Genomic DNA, 18,558 nt, shown 5'->3' on the forward strand with positions numbered 1-18,558 from the left:
CAGGGACTGCTTCCTCCGCTTCCGTTAGGTTCTACGTAGCCGAAGTTCGCGGCCCCATCGGTGACTGTGGTGTCTGGTCCGCAGACTTGCATGCGATTCAGGACATTGAAGAACTCCATGCGCAACTCCATGTTGATCTTGGTGCCTGCATAGAATTTCTTAGCCAGAGCAAGATTTTCGTTGGAGCTGAAGGGGTCGCGCAGTTGTTCGACGTTACGCGGCGAATTGCCGGGAGCAAAACCGGGATCAGAGAAAGCTGTCGTAGTAAAGACTGGCTTACCCTTGTAATAGTTCTTGTAGTTCACATGCAGCGCTACGGAGGAGTTAAAATTTGCACGGTTGAAGCCGTTCAGCATTGGATCAGCACTTCCGCTATAGACCGTCATCGGGTTGCCGGTGCCGTATTGGAAGGCGCCGCTGATCTGCCAGCCTCCCCACAGGTTCTTGCCGAGGTAGCCTCCCGAGTGCAGCCACGGTTTACTTGGGCCGAAAGGCAGTTCATAGACTGTCGCCAGGTTGATCATGTGAGTTTGGTCCGAGGTTGCCACCGTCCATTCCGATTTCTGGTTGAACTTGTTCAGCGATCCGTAGTTTGCATAGGCAAAGCCGCTATCGGTATTCGACATACTGCGTGAGAGCGTGTAGTTGAATAGGACTGAGAGGCCGTCCTTGAAGCGCTTGAGTAATTGCGTCTGCATTCCGTTGTACTCTGAAGCCCCGTTCATATCGAAGGGATTACAGATGCCTCCGCAGGATTCTGAAGGGTTGTATTGTGGATATGGCAGCAGTGCCTGTGCGATGCCGGCATTGGCGCCATAGTCCTGCATGAAGTTGCAATAGGGAGCATAGTAGCCCGCAGTCGAGGTGCCGCCCGGGCACACTTGCATGCCGGCAGTTCTCAAATCGGCCTGTGCCACGGCAGTAGTCCATGCGTAGTTCGGTGAGGCTGGAGACATGACGCAGTTCGCATCATTCACTCCCGCGCTAGGGCAGAACTGGGCAAGATACTTCGGGTAAGTCTGGTTAATCGGGTTCACCATCGACCCCAGGTGGAGGCCGTGGTTGCCCACATAGGCGATCGACATCATCATGTCGTAGGGCAGCTCACGCTGCACGCCGATGTTCCAATATTCGCCATACGGATACTCACCAGGGTTCTTTGTGAACTGGTGCAGAGCGCCCGTTCCATTGAATTCGGTCGGCGAAAAAGGCGTTGCGCCAGGCATAGGGAGGGGGTTGGCATCCCAACTGCCCACGCCGGGGATATTTGAGCCGTTCGAGTTGGTAGTGTGGATACCATCGAGCAGCGTGCCGTATTGCAGGCTCAGCTTGTTATTGCCGAAATCGTATGGACCGCCGTTCAGATGGTTGATCGAAAAGCCTGCTGAGATCACCGTCTTCGGGTTCAAGCTGTAGGCCATGCCAAAGCGCGGGTCCACATGCTTAAAGGAGATCGGGGCCCGGTTATAGCCGGAGACGCCGAACTTGTTGGCTGCACCCATCAGCTGAGAACCGCTTGCTGTTACAGCATCAGCATTCGAGACGGTTGGGTCGAAGTAGACGACGTTATTGCGTTCTTCGATGAAAGGAACCATCACGTCCCAGCGCAGGCCGGCGTTTATTGTCAAGCGCGGTGTGACCTTAAAGTCGTCCTGGATATATGAGCCTACATAGAAGTTACGCAGCCGGTTTTCCGAAGTTAGGCGACGGTAGTCGGAGTCGGCATCGCCGAGCAGGAAGCTGGCAAATGCATTACCCGTGGTAGCGATGTTATTCGGGTCGGCGGTGGTGCGATTGCTGAAGACGAATTGACCGCCGCAGGTTGGGCACTCGTCGTCATCCTGCGAAGCACGACGTAACTCCCAGCCAATGTTGAGGGTGTGGCGTCCCGCCGTCAGAAGCCAGTTGTTATCGAAGCTAAGACCCAGCTTTCGGTTTACAGCGATGGTGCTTCCGGCTGTGCTGTTGCCCCAGTTTGTCGGAGCGTAGGGTAGTCCATTCTGGTTAAACTCGATTGTCGGCAGTACAGTGCTATCGACTACTGAGGACAGGTTTACACCCATGAACTTGTTAAAGCCATTGTTGATTTCGCCCATACCTCCGAAGCCCGCAGTCATGACGAGATTCGGAGTGAAAACCTTCGAGTAGGTGATGAAAAGACCGGTGCCCAGGCGTGGTTCTGTGGTCTGGCCGCCAAGCGCATTATTGAAGTGCGCGTTATTGCTGCAGCAGAAGGTGTAGTTGTACTTATCGCGCCAAAAGCTCAGATGCAGCTTCTGCGTGTCGTTGAGATTGTGGTCGATCGAAAATCCCCAGTTCGATTGGCGTGTCGGTAGCGATCCCACCGACGAGCTGACGTTATTGGAGAGCCCGGGCACGCTCGGCGCCGGTATCAGCGAAAGCAGGCTGGTTGACGCGGCGCTAAAGCAGGCTTTCGGAATCACGTTGCCAGGCCATTGCTGCCCTGGCGCCGGCGCCGTACATCCGCTCGGCGCTACGAATCCTTGAGGCACGTAGATCGGCTCCGGCGTGGAAAGCCCGAGCAGCGAGCTAAAGTCGCCACCAACCTCAGCCGTGGATGGGACGGTCATCGTGCCCGTGTCTTCCTGGTTCAGGCGAAACCAATCGGCACTGAAGTGGAAGAAGGTCTTCTTGTGTCCGTCATAGAGCCTGGGAAGGAACACTGGACCGCCCAGTGAGAAGCCATAGTTATCTTCGTTGAGCGTTGGTGTCGGTTTCTTCACGCCTTCAGCATTGAATCCGGGATTCGCACCTGGAGCGTTGAAGATAGTATTGCGGAGCACCTCGAAGCCGTCGCCGTGCAGGGTATCTGTACCGGAAGCGAACTGGTACGACGCAACGCCCTGTCCCAATCCATATTGCGCGCTGAAGCTGCTGGTCAGCACACGAATCTCGTTCACCATCTCAAAAGGCGGGTTGATGTTTGATTGGTAACCTTGGGTTTCGGACTGCACGGCAACTACTCCGTTGAACATCACCGTGTCTTCATAGTCGGTACCGCCATCGATGCGGTGGCTCCACTCGCCGCCGACGACACCCGGCGCGAGAAACAGGTAATCGTCGATCTGGCGATCGTGGGGTCCTTCATTCCCCGGGCCACCGCCGATCAGAATCGGAATCTCCTGGGTGATCTTACTTTCGAGCGTCGTCGCTAACTGAGGCTGCGTCGTGTCCATGGCAATCGCCGGCGGCATTACCTCGACGGTAGATGTAACCGAGCCCGGAATAAGATGCGCATCAGCACGAGTGGCTTGGCTGTTATCGACATGCACCGGTGCGATGACGCGCTTTTCGAAGCCGTTCTTTTCCACGGTGACGGCATAAATGCCGGGGCCGAGGTCGGCAACGATATAAGAACCGGCACTGTTGCTTACTGTGTGGGCAATCACATGAGTGGCTTCATTTTCCACCGTCACCTGGGCACCCGGAACTACAGCTCCCGAAGGATCGATCACCGTGCCCGTCACGCTGCCTATGGTCTGCGCTCCCGCAGGAATGGCAAGAAAAAATAGAAAACAGAATGCCAGCAATGCGTGGCAGCCTTTGGGAATAAACCACCTTGATGGTTCGCGTCGGTTGAGCTTCAAGGGAAGCATGGATTTACCTTTCGGTGCGTTGTGTACCTGTTTGTTTGAGGTCATAGCCGCAGCTCTTCCGTGCCAGGAATGCCGCCGCAAGTAGCCCGATGTCCTGAAATATCTCGCTAGCTGGTGTGGTCGGCCGCCCGCCATGGATAGGTCACATAGGAAGTGAACACTTCACCCCCGCGTACCTGGCACAGGGTGTAGCCCTCGGAGCTGCCATCCTCCATCTTGCCCTTCCACCATTCGCCGCAAACAGCTCCGCCAATGATGTAGTCTGTCCCGGCATAATGCGACCGTTCCCAGACGTGGAGATGGCCCTGCAGCACCAGCTTCACGTTGTGACCAGCCAGCAGTCGATGCACTTCATAGGCATTGGAGACGATTGGACCTGGTCCGTCCTCCGAGGACAGCGATCCGAGCACGCTGGCGATGGGCACATGCGTCACCACGATCACAGGTGTGGTGGCAGGCGTGGTGGCGAGATCATCCTTGAGCCAACCCAACTGTGCGCCATCGAAATGTGGATGGAAGATCTTGTAGTACTCGATACCGATTGAGTCGAGCACAATGAAGTGCCAGCCCTTGTAATCGAACGAGTAGTACCGCTTGCCGAAATTGTCCTCGTACAGCTTCTTGCCGTACTCCAGATCTCCGGGTTCGACCGGGCTCCGTTGATTGATGCCCACCACGTCATGATTGCCGACCACGTGGTAAACCTTGCCGTTCAGCTCCGATTCGGTCTGCTTATAAAGCTTGAAGAGCCTGTGAGCGCGGTCCAGGCCCTGCTCACAGACATCGAAGACCTGGTCTCCACCTGCGATGCAGAACTCTGGGTGAGCTTCGTTAATCTGGTGGAAACACTTGGCGCAGCCTTGAGCTGCGCCAAGCTCAGGCTGCAGGTGAGTATCAGTGAAATAGACGAAATCGAAATCGCGCGTCGTATCTGTTTTGGGCAGGATGTCCTGTTGCAGATAGGGAACACCAATGAGCTTGCCCGCTGGTGCCAATGAGAGTGCGAATGCGCTCTGCAGAAAATTACGTCGAAGCATGGAGGGGCCTCTGAGTGTTACAGGGTCGTGAAAGGGAGCGTCAGCACACAGTTTGCGAGTGCTGTCATCCGGCTCTTCACGATGCCGACTGTAAAGTTGGTGCTCCTCCCTGCGCATAAAGGAGCTCTAAAAAACCTCCAAATAAAATCCAAATGTTTGTTTGTGGACGCGAAAGTGCTTTGCTGTGAGCGAGCGTGACAGGTGCTGTCTTCTTGTTAACAACGCTTTCACCGGGAATTCTTATGCTCACAGAAAGGCCACTTCGGGCTTCGGGTAGTTGCAATGTCGAATCAGACCGTAGAGGCTCGATCGCCTGAGGCGACGAAAAGAGAAATCTACTTTTTCGGAGGACATCGCCTTGAGGTGAAAGAGCGGCGGCTGTGGCAGGGAGATGTACCTGTTCCGCTCTCACCGAAGGCTTTTGACCTGCTTGTAGTCATGCTCCAGTCTGCCGGCAGACTGCTGGAGAAGGACTATCTGATTCGGACGGTATGGCCGGATAGTTATGTGCAGGATGCCAATCTAAGTGTGCATATTGCCAGCATACGCAAGGCGCTTGGTAGCACCTCTGCTACCGCCCAGTTCATAGAGACCATTCCTAAGGTTGGTTACCGGTTTGTTGCTCCGGTGTCGAGTGCATGCGATGCTCACAGGGCGCTTGCGCCAGCGCCTGCATCGTCAGAGCATGCCGTGGCGGAGTACCCCAGACTTCCACAGTTATGGATGGCAGTCCAGTCTCATGGACATTGGACCTCGACCGCACTTGTCCTCATTGCAATGCTGGCTCTTGCCTGTCTGGTTATGCTGCATTGGGCTAAGCGGGAAAAGAAGGTGGCCGAAACGAATACCACCACAAGGCCGTTGATCGGTCCTCCTGGCCTCTTTCTTCAGCCCGCGTTTTCTCCTGACGGACAGCAACTGGCCTACACCTGGCGCTCCAACCGGGATTCTCATCAGAGTGTTTATGTGCAGCGTGTCTCCAGTGGTGATCGTCGCCTGTTGGCCGATACTGGCCAGGATGATTATTCGCCTGCATGGTCACCGCGCGGCTCAGAGATAGCCTTCCTTCACTCGCTTGGGGATAATCTACCGCTCCAAATCCTCGCAGTGGATGCGAAGAACCCCGCCCTGCGCCGAATCATCGGTACGATCTGCGGAGCCAATGATGCTTTCCGCTATCCTCCAGCATTATCGTGGTCGCCAGATGCTGCTATGCTCGTTACCACTGACTGCGACAATGCTGCCGGCGGTCCATCGCTTGCACGGATCTCTGTAGCTACCGGAAAAAAGCAGGAACTTACTCACGCGCCTCCACGCACCGTCGATGACCAGGCTGAGTTCTCTCCCGATGGCCGATGGATAGCCTTTCGGCGCTCGCAAGGCGACTCTTCCGATGCTATCTATCTGATTGCTTCAACTGGTGGGCAGGAGCGCCGGCTTACCTCGGATTCCAATCCCATTGACGGCCTTGCATGGTCGCCCGATGGGACTCGTATTTTTTTCTCATCCGGTCGCGCCACCAGCCTCGGCAGTATTTGGAGCCTTCCTGTTGGCGGCGGTTCGCCCACTGCTGTGACTACTCCTCTCACTCACACCTCTTCGCCCGCAGTCTCTCCAGTCGGTCGTCTCATGGCTTATGTCGATTCGCCCAACAACGCTTCAGTCTGGCGCCTCAGCCTGAATGCGCAGCATGATCTCGAGCCTTTTATTAGTTCAACTTTTTTTGACGCCAGTGCGGTGTATTCGCCAGACGGCAAGCGTATCGCTTTTCGCAGCGATCGTTCTGGTGCCAACGAGTTATGGGTATGCAATAGCGATGGCAGTCAACCGCAGGAAATCACGCACTTCGATGGACCGATGACAGGTTCGCCGCGCTGGTCACCGGACGGCCGCTCCATAGCCTTCGATTCCCGCGCGCGAGGTCGCTCGGATATCTTCGTAATCAGTGTAAGTGGCGGTCAGCCTACTCGCCTCACAGATTCAAGTGCCACGGGTTCTGACAACGTGGTGCCCGCCTGGTCTCACGATGGAAGAACTCTCTACTTCAGCTCAAATCGCTCTGGCGCATGGCAGGTCTGGCGTCACAACCTGAGAAGCGGAGCTGAGTCCCAGATAACGATGCATGGCGGCTTCGACGCAATGGAGACGGGAGATGGGTGCGCGCTCATTTACGTCGGAGATATGAACCAGAATATCTTGCATCGTCTTTCCTTATCGTCCGCAGGAAGGGATGTAGAGATCGCTTCACTGGGGCCTGGCTTATGGCATCCCTGGACGATTACCCGGGATTATCTTTATTACGTGAAGCGTGCTCCTTTTTCGAACGGAACCACACTCGTTCGCATGGAACTAGGCTCGCATAAATCGCAGATCATCGATGTTCTCCCACAGGCTATTAATGACAGCATTTCTGTGTCGCCGGATGAGCATCAGCTCCTCTTTGCCCGTCGCTCCACTACAAACAGCAGCATTATGATTCTCGACGGCTGGAATTGATCCAAGCACTTTTGCAAGCGAGCTGCGCCAAGATGAGATTGTTGGTACTGTTACTCGCGCGCATTTCGCCAATCGCAGCACGTTATCCTTAGCCCGCGTAAAGGTACAGGCTAGCCGCAAATTTCAGGCTCTGCGGGGTCATGCAGGAAGCAGATAATGCTGAATAAGCCAATCATCAGCATGATGATAAAAAGCGATGCCGCGCGCCAGCCTGCGAAGCTGTGTAGGATGCCGGCCAGATAGCTCACGAGGAAGATCCCGAGGTTGCTCATCATCCAGTAAATCCCGATGGCGAAGCTCATGTGCTCCTCGGATACGGATTGATCCAGCACATAGAACGTCATGGCCAGGGTGGGAAACTGGAAGAAGCCGATGAGGCTTCCCGCGATATATCCGTGCAATGGGCTATCCGCAAAGAGACAGGGATAGATCAGGCATGTGGCGGGGAGAATGCAGGCGAAGAATGCGCTGCGCATGCCGAGGAGCCGGTCAAGTATGGGCGGCAGCAGCAGAGAACCTGCGATCCCGGCAAAGATAGTCAGACTGCTGGCCAACCCTGCCGCCTGTGCAGGGAAGCCGCGCCCCTGCCAGAGAGCCGCGATCCACGTGAGGATGGCGTTGAAGCAGCCTTGCCCGAGGAAGCCTCCGACGCAGAGAAGCACCAGGTTGCGGTTGCGCAGAAGGTGAATGGTCGAAGATGGGCGAGGCGTGGCGATCTGTACAGTTGGAGATGCGCCGGAGACAGAGAAGGAAAAGAGTATGCAGAGGAGAATCGCCGTGACTGCGAGCATGGGCATCGTTCCGCGATAGCCCACGTTCTGCATGAGCCACGGCGCGGCGAAGAAGGAAAGGCCGATTCCTGCGAAGAGAAAGACGGTGCACAGATCGGTGAGCCGCTTCCTGTCCTCTTCGGCGCAGTGCGCAGCTAGAAAGCTGGACATGGGTGCGAGGACGAACGGAATGCTGAGGCCGATGCTGAACTGGCAGGTGATCAGCAGCGCGAAGTTGTCGTGAAAGACGCGCAGCAGCGAGAAAAATGCAATGGATGTGAGCCCGGATCGAATGCTGCGAGCAAAACCGATGCGGTCGGCAATCGCGCCTGCGGCTCCGGAGATGAGCGCGCTGGACAATGGGAAGATGAGAACCGTCCAGGCTGCGGTATTCAGCGTGACATGGTATCGCTGCGCGAGAACAGGTAGCAGCGGTGCGAAGAAATAACTGAGGAACTGCGTAAGCGCAATCGCCAACAGATAGCCTGCCATCGCCGGTCCGCGGCCTGTCGAGCGAAATGTCCTGGCTGCAGGCATATCTTTCACTGCGGATGGATGGAGACGCTCTCAGTGTAGCTGCTGCCATGCAAAATACGATGAATCAAGCGTCAGGGCTTTTTCTGCGTGCAGGCACGGCCTGTTTTTTCGCAGAGACTTCCATATCCTTATCGAACAACGCCGTGACGTGTGCGACGAGCATCTTCTGCAGCTCCTCGATGACAGCATCGCCTTCCGCGGGCTTCAGAGACACGGCGAGATTTGCGATGCTGCCGATGGTGTCGACGCAGACGAGGAAGCAGGGGAGCGCACGCTGCCTCTGCCGCGGAGTCAGAAACGGCTTGGAAGCGTGATAAAGAATCTCGGCGGTGCGGCGGCTGTCGGCGATGCTGAGCTCGGTCAGGGATTTGTTGTAGAGCGATCCCGTCCACAGGTTGATCAGCGAGGGGGAGCTGCGGAGAAATTTGTAGTAATCGTTCACAATGCTGCCGATTAAGGCGATCAGCTCCCGTGTGCTCTTCACCTGCGCCACACGTGCGGAGAGATCTGTTTCGATCAGCGTGGAGTAGCGTTCCACGATGGTGCGGATGATGGCTTCGCGATTAGGAAAATACATGTAGAGCGAGCCGATAGGCACTTCAGCCTGCTCGGCGATCTCGCGCATCTTGAGCGCGCCGGTGCCATTTCTGGCGATCAGGGCTTCGGCGGCGAGGAGAATCTGGTTGACGGTCGCTTTGCTGCGATCCTGCGAGGGCAGCCTCCTCGGCTTCACTGTGGTGGTCATAGTCTCGATTCAGTATCCATGAACGGGGGCTCCCTCGTATCTTTGGCGCCCACAACATCTGGCGCATAACCGTGGTAGGCGGGAGGATTCAAGAAGAATTCATCCTGAGGAGAAAGTATGAAACCGGTGCGCGTCTAGAATAATCCGAGTGTTGCTCATGTTGTTGTGGAAATGAGCCTGGTGACATGAAGAGCTTGTCCACGCGTGTTCCATCGATGATGCTGGCTGCTGTTTTCGCAGCTCTGTCTGCGCAGGCTGTGATGGCTCAGGCTGGCGACACTCCAGTGCGTATCAACCAAATTCAGGTCATCGGTTCGCACAACAGCTATCATGCGGGGCTGCTGCCGGGGATTGCGAAGCTGCTCGAGGCGAAGAATCCCGAGGTATTTCGTACACTCGATTACTCGCATCCACCGCTCGAAGTACAGCTCGATCACGGCATCCGGCAGATCGAGCTGGATATTTATGCCGACAGCAAGGGCGGCCTGTACGCGCATCCATTCGGGCCGAAGCTGGTTGCAGAAGCTGGTCTGCCGGCTGATCCCGATCCATATCCGCATGGTGAGATGCTGCAGCCGGGCTTCAAGGTCATGCACGTGCAGGATATCGATTACGCCAGCAACTGCCAGCCGTTCATTACCTGCCTGCGCATCGTTAAACAGTGGTCTGAAGCACATCCCGCGCATGTGCCGATCTTCATCTTGGTGGAGACGGTGCAGGAGGTCCCCGACGACAAGCTGCCATGGACGAAGCCCGAGGCTTTCACGCCGGCGCTCTTCGATGCGTTGGATGCGGAGATCCGCTCTGTCTTCCACGACAGCGAAATGATTACGCCTGACCAGGTACGCGGGCGCTCTGCCACGCTCAATGCGTCCATTTTGCATCACGGCTGGCCGACGCTCAAGCAGGCGCGCGGCAAGGTGATCTTCCTCATGGATCAGAAGCCGGTTGGGCCCATTTATCTGCAGGGGCATCCTGGACTGCGCGGCCGCGTACTCTTCACAAATGCAACCCCGGGCGATCCGGATGCTGCGTTTGTCGAGCAGAATGACGACAGCGCGAAGCAGATCAATGCGCTGGTGCGCCAGGGATATCTGGTTCGCGCGCGCGCGGACGAGGACACCGTGCAGGCGCGCACGAACGACACGCGCCGGCGCGACGAGGTCATGCGCAGCGGCGCGCAGATGATCAGCACCGACTATCCAGCTGCCGAGCCCTCGCGCTGGACCAAGTATTCCGTGGCTCTTCCCGGGGATGCTGCTGCGCGTTGCAATCCAGTAAATGCGCCGGCGCATTGCGTGGATGCGCAGATGGAAGCGCCTCGGTAGACGTAACAGGCTCTCGAGTAGCGAGGAACGATTGGTGGCTAACTTTTTGTTGTTTCGATATTCACATCGCGTTTAAGTAAAAATGCGAGCATTGTTCAGATTCATATTTGCTTTGCTGTTCTGCTTGTTTCCTGGAGGAAGATGATGCGTTCGCTTTTGCGCCATAGCCTTGGCTGCGTGGCAGCCCTGTGCCTGTTGTTTGCCGCGCCGGTTCTCTTTGCGCAGTCTACGCAGTCCACCATTCTTGGCACGGTCACCGATCCGAGCGGCGCGGTGGTACCGGGCGTTCGGATTCGGATCACCAACACGGACCAGGGCACAAGCGCGAGCTATGCCACAAATCGCGCTGGTGCTTTCCAGGTACAGAATCTTCTCCCGGGCAAGTACACCCTGGAGGCGAGCAGGGACGGCTTCGAAACGAAGCTGGTGGAAGATCTGCAGCTGACTGCGCGCCAACAGCTTCGCGTGGATGTGAACCTGGTGGTTGGTTCGGCGCACCAGGAAGTGATCGTGGACGCCAGCTCCGCAGGCGCAATCGAAACTGAATCACCATCCATTGCCGCGACACTCAGCACGCAGAGCGTGATGAGCCTGCCGGCGAACTACCGCGCCAGCGGCAGCACCAGTCCGCTCAACCTGATCCAGGCGCTGCCGGGCGTGCAGCCCGATACGGCGACTGGAACCACGAGCCCGACGGCAAATGGAACGCCGACGGTCAGCTTTTCGGTGCAGGGCGGTCAGCCTTTCCAGACGGAGACCTCGGTCGACGGTATCTCGACGCAGAGCATGCGGAACAACACGCCGCTCTCCGATGCGTTTCCTTCGGCGGAGTCGGTGTCTGAAATTCGTGTCGACGGCGTGGATAACAATGCGGAGTTCGGCCAGGCGGGCGAGGTCACGACGGTGACGAAGAGCGGCACGAATCAGTATCACGGCTCGTTCTTCTGGTACCACCAGAACCGTGCTCTTGACGCGGTGGCTTACGGTACGCCGACGGATGCGGCGGGGCAGCCGGAGAAGCCGCAGAAGATCGGCAATGACTTCGGCGCGAGTGTCGGCGGACCGCTGGTGTTGCCCCGCCTGTACGACGGTCATGACAAAACCTTTTTCTTCGGTACGTACGAGGGTTTCCGCTTTCCGCGGCAGTCGACGATTCAGGATCTCGTGCCCACGCAGCTGATGCAGGAAGGCAACTTCAGCGAGGAGGTTCCGAACGGCTCGCTCTACGATGCCTACACCGGCGGCGTCTACGCGAATAACATCGTTACGCCGATTAATGCTTCGGCGAATCCGTTCCTGAAGTTCTTTCCGCTGCCGAACGTCGGGAACTATCAGACCGTCGAGGCGGCGGAGGCTGGTCCTGGTTACAACTACGCAGCGAACCGAGACAGCGGCTATAACTCGAACCAGGGAGACGCACGCATCGATCATCGCTTCGGCGACAGGCTGCAGGCCTTCGCGCGTTATACCTATAAGGACATCACGCTGCTCGATCCGCAGGATCTGAATGTCACTTCCGTGACGGATTTCGATAACTATCGCATTCTGGCCAGCTCATTTATCTACACCATTACGCCGAGCCTGGTGGATGAATTCCGCTTCGGCTTTACCTACGAGCGCAACGGCCTGAAGAATGCGTTGGACGGAGCTCCGTATACGAATGCGGCCGGCTTTGATTCGGTGGGATCGAATTACCCGGTTGACGGCATGACGGAGATCTATTTCCCCAATCTCACCATGCTCGCAGCCGGCAACATTAACCAGACATCTCGCAGCCATTTATTCCAGTACACGGATAACCTGACGTGGAACAAGGGATCGCACACGGCGAAGTTTGGATTCGACATTCGCACGCTGCAATCGCTGACGACGCTGGGTACGGCGGATCTCAATAACGTTTCTGTCTTTATCTTCACCGGTAACTTCACAGGAGCGCTGATTGGTAATGATTATCCGAATGCGCAGTATGCGGACTTTCTTGCCGGTATCCCTGCGGAGACACAGTATTACGGACTGACTCCGCAGAATGACGGCAGGTCGACTTACTACGCGGGTTATGTGCAGGATCAGTGGAAAGCGTTGCCGACCTTGACCTTCTCATATGGCATCCGCTACGAATTTCACCCGGCGTATCACGATGCGGATGGGGCGATCGGCAATTTCGATCCGGCGAATGCCCAGACTGGTGCGGTGATTTATCCCGACGGCTACAAGAGCCTTCTCGATCCGACCTTTCTGGCCAGCTTCGATGCCTGTGGTTATGGCCCCGCGACGACGGACTTTGCCGCCTGTACGCCGGTGCTTTCGAACAGCCAGGCGCATCTGCCGAACAGCCTGAGGAAGTCGGTGAAGGATCGCTTCCTGCCGCGCTTCGGCTTTGCGTGGCGGCCCTTCAACGACGATAAGACTGCGGTACGCGGCGGCTTCGGTGTATATAACACTACGCTGCTTGGCAGCATCTTCTTCTCGATGACGGACACGCTGCAGGCCGCGACCCTGGTGTATCAGAACGGCATCAACTCCAGCACCGGCGCGCTCGATTATGCGTGGCCGCAGACCAGCCCGGTGTCGGCGACGAACACGCCGGACTACGGCACGGCGAGCTTCGGTACGGCGAACGAGATCAACTGGAAGGATCCGTACTCGATGCAGTGGAACCTTTCGATCGATCACGAGTTCAAGGGCGATATCGGAACGCGCATCTCCTACATCGCGATGAAGACCGATGACCTAGTGTGGGCGCCGGATCTGAATGACATGTCGTATTCGAAGACGACGCCTGCTGCGCAGCGTCCGCTGACCGATCGTCCCTTTCCTAACTGGGGCGAGGTGAACGACAGGCAGACCGGAGCGCAGGCGACGTATGAATCGCTGCAAATGGAGGCCAACCATCGTTTTGTGCATGGCTTCACTTTCGACTCAACGTATACGTGGGCGAAGAACCTTGCTGATAACCAGGGCCCGGTATCGACGGGCTTTGCCGCGGAAAACGGCAGCAATGTCGGTGGCGTCTCCACATACCTGTATGACCGCGGGCTCGATTTGGGCAATGTCTACGGCACGCGGCGTCATCGCTGGGTGACGACCGGAGTGTATGAGCTGCCCTTCGGACGCGGCAAGCAGTTCGGAGCGCGCATGAATAAGGCGGAGGATGCAGTCCTCGGCGGATGGCAGCTGAGCAGCATCTTCCTGTGGCAGACCGGACCTTATCTAACGGCGTACATTCCGAGCAACGATGCCGATCCTTCGGGCACCGGATCCGGCATTCTTTATGGACGCGACCAGCATCCGGATGTGATCGGCAAGATCACCCCGGTGCACCGGAGCCGCAACGAGTGGGTGAATCCGCAGTCGTTCGCCTGCCCGAGCATCACGGGATACACGGCCACATCTTATGCCGGCAACGCGTGCAGCGTTGGCGTGGACTCAAACCCCATCGGACGCTTCGGCAATGAATCAGTCGGCGACATCGAAGGCCCTGGCTCGGTGAACTGGTCGGCGGGTCTCAGCAAGCGGATCGCGATCACGGAGAGAGTACATCTGCGCGCGGAGACCACCTTCACCAACGTGCTCAATCACACCAACCTCAACGACCCGGAGCTGGATATCACGAATGCCAACTTTGGCAAGATCACTTCGTCACGCGGGTCGGATTTCGGCGGCAATCGTACCGGGCAGGTCTCCATGCGGCTTGAGTTCTAAGTGTTAGATCCCGACAGGATTTGCCGTGTTGTTTTTCACGAAATCTTAAACGATCACGCAGCTCATTGGCTTTGAAGGCCTTCGTCGCCGTTCAGTATTGTCCCCATACACAAACCTTGCTTGCATGGAGGCTGTTCTTACCTTTGAGTAAAGGTAAGAACAGCCTCTTGTCGCTATAAGCATTTTCAGTATTAGATTCTGGGAGCTCGCGCTTACCCGCACTCGATCAATACCTTGCGTAACTGGCGTCCATGGCGTATTGGGTTGCGGTCGATGCAGCCGTCAATCTAGCGAAGATTCATAGCACTGCCCACCTGTATTAACCCAGCGTTGAACCGGCGTGAGTATACATGCGGCCAGCCCGGAAGATGGCTTCGATTTGCGCTATCTCGAACCAGACAGACATTCTGAAGGAGGATTCATGAGAAAGCTTCTCGTCGCGCTCGTGGGTACTGTGGCCGCCAGTTGTTTTTTTTGCCAACCAGCCCTTAGTCAAACGGACATCCCGCTTCAGGGAGGGTCGGAGTGGAATCACAACCGTAATTCACCTATCGCGCCCATCGCGGCGATAGGTGTTCCCGGAACTTCGGAAGCGAATCCTTTTGTTAATTTCGACCAGGCCCGTGTTGATCCTCGCTTGCAGCTGCTCTTCATTTCAAGCCGCTCGTCGAAAGCCGTCGCCATTATCGATGCACTCACGCACAAGGAGGTCGGAGAGACGCCGGCTATTTTCGCGGGCGTTGGCATTGACAGTCCCCACTCTGGTCCGGATGGGAACGTAGTCGCCGGTCGCTACCTCTTTGCCGGGGACTATCCCAGCCTAGTAAGAGTGTTTGATCTTGGGGTAAGTGTTTCTTCGCCGACCGAGGTCGCCGAAATCTCAACAGGCGGAGCGTACCGAGCAGATGAGATGGACTATGATCCGGAGCATCAAGTCGTTATCGTTTCTAATGGCGATTCGACTCCCGCCTTTGTGACTCTGATTAGTACCACAACGCTTAAGATCGTGAAGCAGGTGGTCTTCGATGGCACGAATGGCACGCCCGACACGTCGCAGGGCGGCATCGGGAGTGTCATGTATAACTCTCGCACCCGCAAGTTTTTTATCAGCATTCCGGAGGTCGGATCGGATGTGACTGCCGGCGCGGTCGCGGTGATGGAGCCGACAACCGGAGAGGTGACGCAGGTGTTTTCGGGACTGGACAACTGCATGCCGTCGGGGATGGCGCAGGGGCCTGGCGAAAATGTTTTGGTCACCTGTGACCCAGGGTTCCCGGCGCCTGATCCGGTGCAGTTCGCACCTCGTACCTATGTGATTAACGGAAGAACAGGAGCAATTCTGGCCAATCTCACGCAGGTCGGTGGTGTGGACTACGGAGCGTATAACCCTGCCGATCATAAGTATTACCTGGGCGCGCGCGACTATTTCACAAGCCCAAGCGCAACGATCGCGTCTCCGGTGTTGGGGGTCATAGATGCCGATACGAATGAATGGATCGAAAACTTTCCTACGGGAACCGACGCCCATTCTGTGACGGTCAATCCCTTCAATAACCAGATCTTTGTGCCGATCGAAGATCCGAATTCGCTGTGCGGAACTTTGCCGGGATGTGTTGCGGTGTTCACGGACGCCCATCAAGGAGAGCGATGGTAGTGAAATTCAGATAGCGAGGCAGACTATCTCTGCTTCGCAGAGCAAAAGGTATTTCAGGGCTATGTGTTTCTGCGCATTTCATGCGGAACGCACATAGCCCTGGCACATTGAGGGCAGGGCTCCGCAATGGCGATTGCAGGCCAAGTGCACTCATCCAAATTTTCCCGATAAGCGTATTGGCGATTTATCGCCTACGAAGCAAAGAGCTGCCAACTCTACTTTGCCGACGCCCCGCTAGAGTGAACACACTTTTAGCACTTGTAGGCATTTCTCCATAGAAGGACCAGGATCATCTGCATTCAGGACTGGCATGCACGATGAGACGGCTGGAGATTCATGGTCTGAGATTATTCACCCTCAATAAGCGGCAATTCCAACTTCACAATGAGACCCCCAGCCGGAGCATTCACTGCGCTCACTTTTCCGCCATGCATTCGTATCACACGCTCGGTAATTGCGAGGCCGAGTCCCGCACCTCCTGTCGCATCGTTCTTGCCCGCCGGGATCCGATAGAAAGGAAAAAATATCTTTTCAAGGTGGTCGCTGGATACACCTGGACCGTGATCGCGTACATGAATTTCGGCTTTGGAAAGAGCGCTTTGCTTATGTAATGCGATTTGCACGTCCGTGCCAGGCTGCGTGTGCCTGATGGCGTTACGCACAACGTTCTCGATCGCTCGACGGAGTTGCTCCCTTACGCACGAGGTCATGCATATGTCCATGAAATCGACTTTGACAGAGCAACGTTTCGCCTGGGCCTCAAAGTTTCCATCCACGGCAACTTCCTGGATCAGGCTGCTCAATTCAAGCGTTTCGGTACGGCTTGAGTCTGCACCACTGTCGATTCGAGCCAACGTGAGGAGTTGGCCGATCAAATGATCGATGTGATCCACTTCAAGTGCGATGCGGTCGAGATATTCCACCTGCTCCTCGGGAGGGGCTTGCCGCAGCAGACCCTCTGCGACGCTCAGGCGGGCGAGAGGAGAGCGCAATTCATGAGAAACATCTCCGAATAAGCGCTGCTGTCCGTGAACCAGGGATTCAATACGCTCAGCCATACGATCGAAGCTTGCACTCAAGCGTCCAATCTCATCCCGCCGCAACCGGATGCTTTGGCCGCTTCGCGTGTCAAGACTACCATCCGCAATTTGGCCAGCGGCCTCGCTCAATTTTACGATTGGCTGGGTGATATGACGGGCGAACCAAAAGCAGGAGAATGTGCCAACCGCATAAATCACAAGCAGTCCGAGCAACGTTCTATAGTCCAGGTCGCTGACTAAGCCGACAATAGGAGGGCGCTCAATGATTACCAGGATGGTGTATTTGCGCCCGCTGTCTCCAACGATTTGTTGAGCGGCAATGACCTTCCATCCGTGGAATTTGTCGACCAGCGGTGTATCTCTCCTTGCAGACTTACCGAATTCGACAGCTTTCATCGGAAGCCGGCGGCCCAACACATCCTTCCAGTCTTCGTCCAAGAGATAAGGCTCGGCAAATCCTTCTTCCGCGAGATGGTCGAAGTGATGCTGCAGGGCAGGTTTGCCTTCACGCTCGTACATGTCGACGGCCTGTCGAGCTTCAAAAGGCAGATAAATCGACACGGCAGCCTGCATTCTTGTGTTGGAGCGAGTGATTGTCACGATGACAACAAGCGCCATCGCGACGATCGCAAATGCCGTCCAGAACCACAGGAATATTTTCAGAAACAGACTTTTCATTCCACTTCGCCGCTCTCGGACTGATCGAATCCGAACCGATCGGGCAGCGCATAAAGGTATCCCACTCCGCGGATGCTCTTGATTCTTTCGCTGCCATCAGGAGCGTTTCCTACTTTTCTACGAAGGTTCCAGACGTGAGTGTCAATGCTTCGGTCAAATGGCGAGAACTCTCTCCCCAGTACATCTTTTGTCAGCTCTTCGCGTCCTACAACCGATCCAGCAGATCGTAACAATCTCTGAAGCAAATCGAACTCAACGGTGGTTAGATTCAGCAATTCGTCTCCACATCGTATCGTTCTGGATCCGACGTTCAACTCCAGATCGCCGATCCGAACTGAAGAAGCCTCTGGGAGAATAATGCTGGCAGTGTTTGCCCTGCGCAAGATAGCGCGGACACGAGCGGAAAGCTCACGAGTATTGAATGGTTTGGGAAGGTAATCGTCGGCTCCCATCTCCAAACCTAGGATCCGATCGAGATCGTCGCCGCGTGCCGTGAGCATCAGGACAGGTGTTCTGGATTTCGTGCGGATTCGCCGGAGCACTTCAAAGCCATCCATCTCCGGCAACATCACATCCAGGACAACCAGATCGTAGTCTCCTGATACGGCACGTTCAATGCCTACTCCGCTCGCTTGGACAGTCTGTACTGAATATCCCTCCGCTCCTAGAAAGCGCGATACCAGCCTACATAGCTCGGCATCGTCGTCGATGACCAGGATACGTCCGGCGGCCGACTCTAATTTGCGATCCATCCCAACGCTCGTGTCCACCAACTGCCCACCTCAGATACTTCTTGGCCAAAGATTCATTGTAGGTCGCTGCGATTGCGAGTGGTGTCAAGGATTGTCAAACCAGTCGTGCTTTGTCTTGACAATCCTTGACGGTCGCTTGACCGAACTTGACGCAAATTTAGCTGCCGCGCGAGTCAAACCAGAAAGCGGAATACCACTTCAT

10 protein-coding genes are annotated in these 18,558 nt (G+C 56.1%); 4 read left to right on the top strand and 6 right to left on the bottom strand.

What is annotated here, in order from left to right:
- Positions 1–3,551 (bottom strand): outer membrane beta-barrel protein (locus ESZ00_RS19285; protein WP_164981633.1); only part of this gene is annotated, 3,551 nt, incomplete at its 3' end.
- Between the two features lie 173 nt (positions 3,552–3,724).
- On the bottom strand, positions 3,725–4,654 hold the full coding sequence (locus ESZ00_RS19290; RefSeq protein ID WP_164981634.1) for a metallophosphoesterase family protein: 930 nt from the start codon (positions 4,652–4,654) through the stop codon (positions 3,725–3,727).
- Between the two features lie 282 nt (positions 4,655–4,936).
- Here ESZ00_RS19290 and ESZ00_RS19295 point away from each other — a divergent pair, with 282 nt between their 5' ends.
- Positions 4,937–7,150, top strand: a complete 2,214-nt coding sequence (locus ESZ00_RS19295; RefSeq protein ID WP_129210055.1) for a winged helix-turn-helix domain-containing protein — start codon at positions 4,937–4,939, stop codon at positions 7,148–7,150.
- Positions 7,151–7,260: 110 nt separating this feature from the next.
- Here the strand turns inward: ESZ00_RS19295 and ESZ00_RS19300 are convergent, their stop codons facing one another.
- The gene (locus ESZ00_RS19300; protein ID WP_129210056.1) at positions 7,261–8,457 is read right to left on the bottom strand and encodes an MFS transporter; all 1,197 of its coding nucleotides are present in this window, start codon (positions 8,455–8,457) and stop codon (positions 7,261–7,263) included.
- Between the two features lie 64 nt (positions 8,458–8,521).
- Positions 8,522–9,202 carry a TetR/AcrR family transcriptional regulator gene (locus ESZ00_RS19305; protein WP_129210057.1) on the bottom strand — a complete coding sequence of 227 codons (681 nt, stop codon included), beginning with the start codon at positions 9,200–9,202 and terminating at the stop codon, positions 8,522–8,524.
- Positions 9,203–9,387: 185 nt separating this feature from the next.
- On the opposite strand from ESZ00_RS19305, the gene ESZ00_RS19310 reads away from it, so the two are divergent.
- From ESZ00_RS19310 to ESZ00_RS19320, 3 genes are all read left to right on the top strand, one after another.
- Positions 9,388–10,530, top strand: coding sequence for a phosphatidylinositol-specific phospholipase C1-like protein (locus ESZ00_RS19310; RefSeq protein WP_129210058.1), 1,143 nt, complete (start codon positions 9,388–9,390; stop codon positions 10,528–10,530).
- Between the two features lie 141 nt (positions 10,531–10,671).
- The gene (locus ESZ00_RS19315) at positions 10,672–14,232 is read left to right on the top strand and encodes a TonB-dependent receptor (protein ID WP_229740845.1); all 3,561 of its coding nucleotides are present in this window, start codon (positions 10,672–10,674) and stop codon (positions 14,230–14,232) included.
- Positions 14,233–14,653: 421 nt separating this feature from the next.
- Entirely contained in the window at positions 14,654–15,886 is a 1,233-nt protein-coding gene (locus ESZ00_RS19320) for a YncE family protein (RefSeq protein WP_129210059.1), read from the top strand.
- Between the two features lie 347 nt (positions 15,887–16,233).
- Here ESZ00_RS19320 and ESZ00_RS19325 read toward each other — a convergent pair whose 3' ends face one another.
- Both ESZ00_RS19325 and ESZ00_RS19330 read right to left on the bottom strand, forming a co-directional pair.
- A complete protein-coding gene (locus ESZ00_RS19325) occupies positions 16,234–17,604 on the bottom strand; it encodes an ATP-binding protein (RefSeq protein WP_129210060.1) in 1,371 nt (456 codons plus the stop codon).
- Positions 17,601–18,356 carry a response regulator transcription factor gene (locus tag ESZ00_RS19330; protein WP_129210061.1) on the bottom strand — a complete coding sequence of 252 codons (756 nt, stop codon included), beginning with the start codon at positions 18,354–18,356 and terminating at the stop codon, positions 17,601–17,603. The genes ESZ00_RS19325 and ESZ00_RS19330 overlap by 4 nt, the downstream gene beginning before the upstream one ends.
- Positions 18,357–18,558: the final 202 nt, after the last annotated feature.

The sequence above is a fragment of the Silvibacterium dinghuense genome (genome assembly GCF_004123295.1).
Lineage (GTDB): Bacteria > Acidobacteriota > Terriglobia > Terriglobales > Acidobacteriaceae > Silvibacterium > Silvibacterium dinghuense.

Bases quoted from the DNA above. Each gene is read 5' to 3' on its own strand.
- ESZ00_RS19290 (WP_164981634.1), bottom strand. From the start codon at position 4,654: ATGCTTCGACGTAATTTTCTGCAGAGCGCATTCGCACTCTCATTGGCA.
- ESZ00_RS19295 (WP_129210055.1), top strand. From the start codon at position 4,937: ATGTCGAATCAGACCGTAGAGGCTCGATCGCCTGAGGCGACGAAAAGA.
- ESZ00_RS19300 (WP_129210056.1), bottom strand. From the start codon at position 8,457: ATGCCTGCAGCCAGGACATTTCGCTCGACAGGCCGCGGACCGGCGATG.
- ESZ00_RS19305 (WP_129210057.1), bottom strand. From the start codon at position 9,202: ATGACCACCACAGTGAAGCCGAGGAGGCTGCCCTCGCAGGATCGCAGC.
- ESZ00_RS19310 (WP_129210058.1), top strand. From the start codon at position 9,388: ATGAAGAGCTTGTCCACGCGTGTTCCATCGATGATGCTGGCTGCTGTT.
- ESZ00_RS19315 (WP_229740845.1), top strand. From the start codon at position 10,672: ATGATGCGTTCGCTTTTGCGCCATAGCCTTGGCTGCGTGGCAGCCCTG.
- ESZ00_RS19320 (WP_129210059.1), top strand. From the start codon at position 14,654: ATGAGAAAGCTTCTCGTCGCGCTCGTGGGTACTGTGGCCGCCAGTTGT.
- ESZ00_RS19325 (WP_129210060.1), bottom strand. From the start codon at position 17,604: ATGAAAAGTCTGTTTCTGAAAATATTCCTGTGGTTCTGGACGGCATTT.
- ESZ00_RS19330 (WP_129210061.1), bottom strand. From the start codon at position 18,356: ATGGATCGCAAATTAGAGTCGGCCGCCGGACGTATCCTGGTCATCGAC.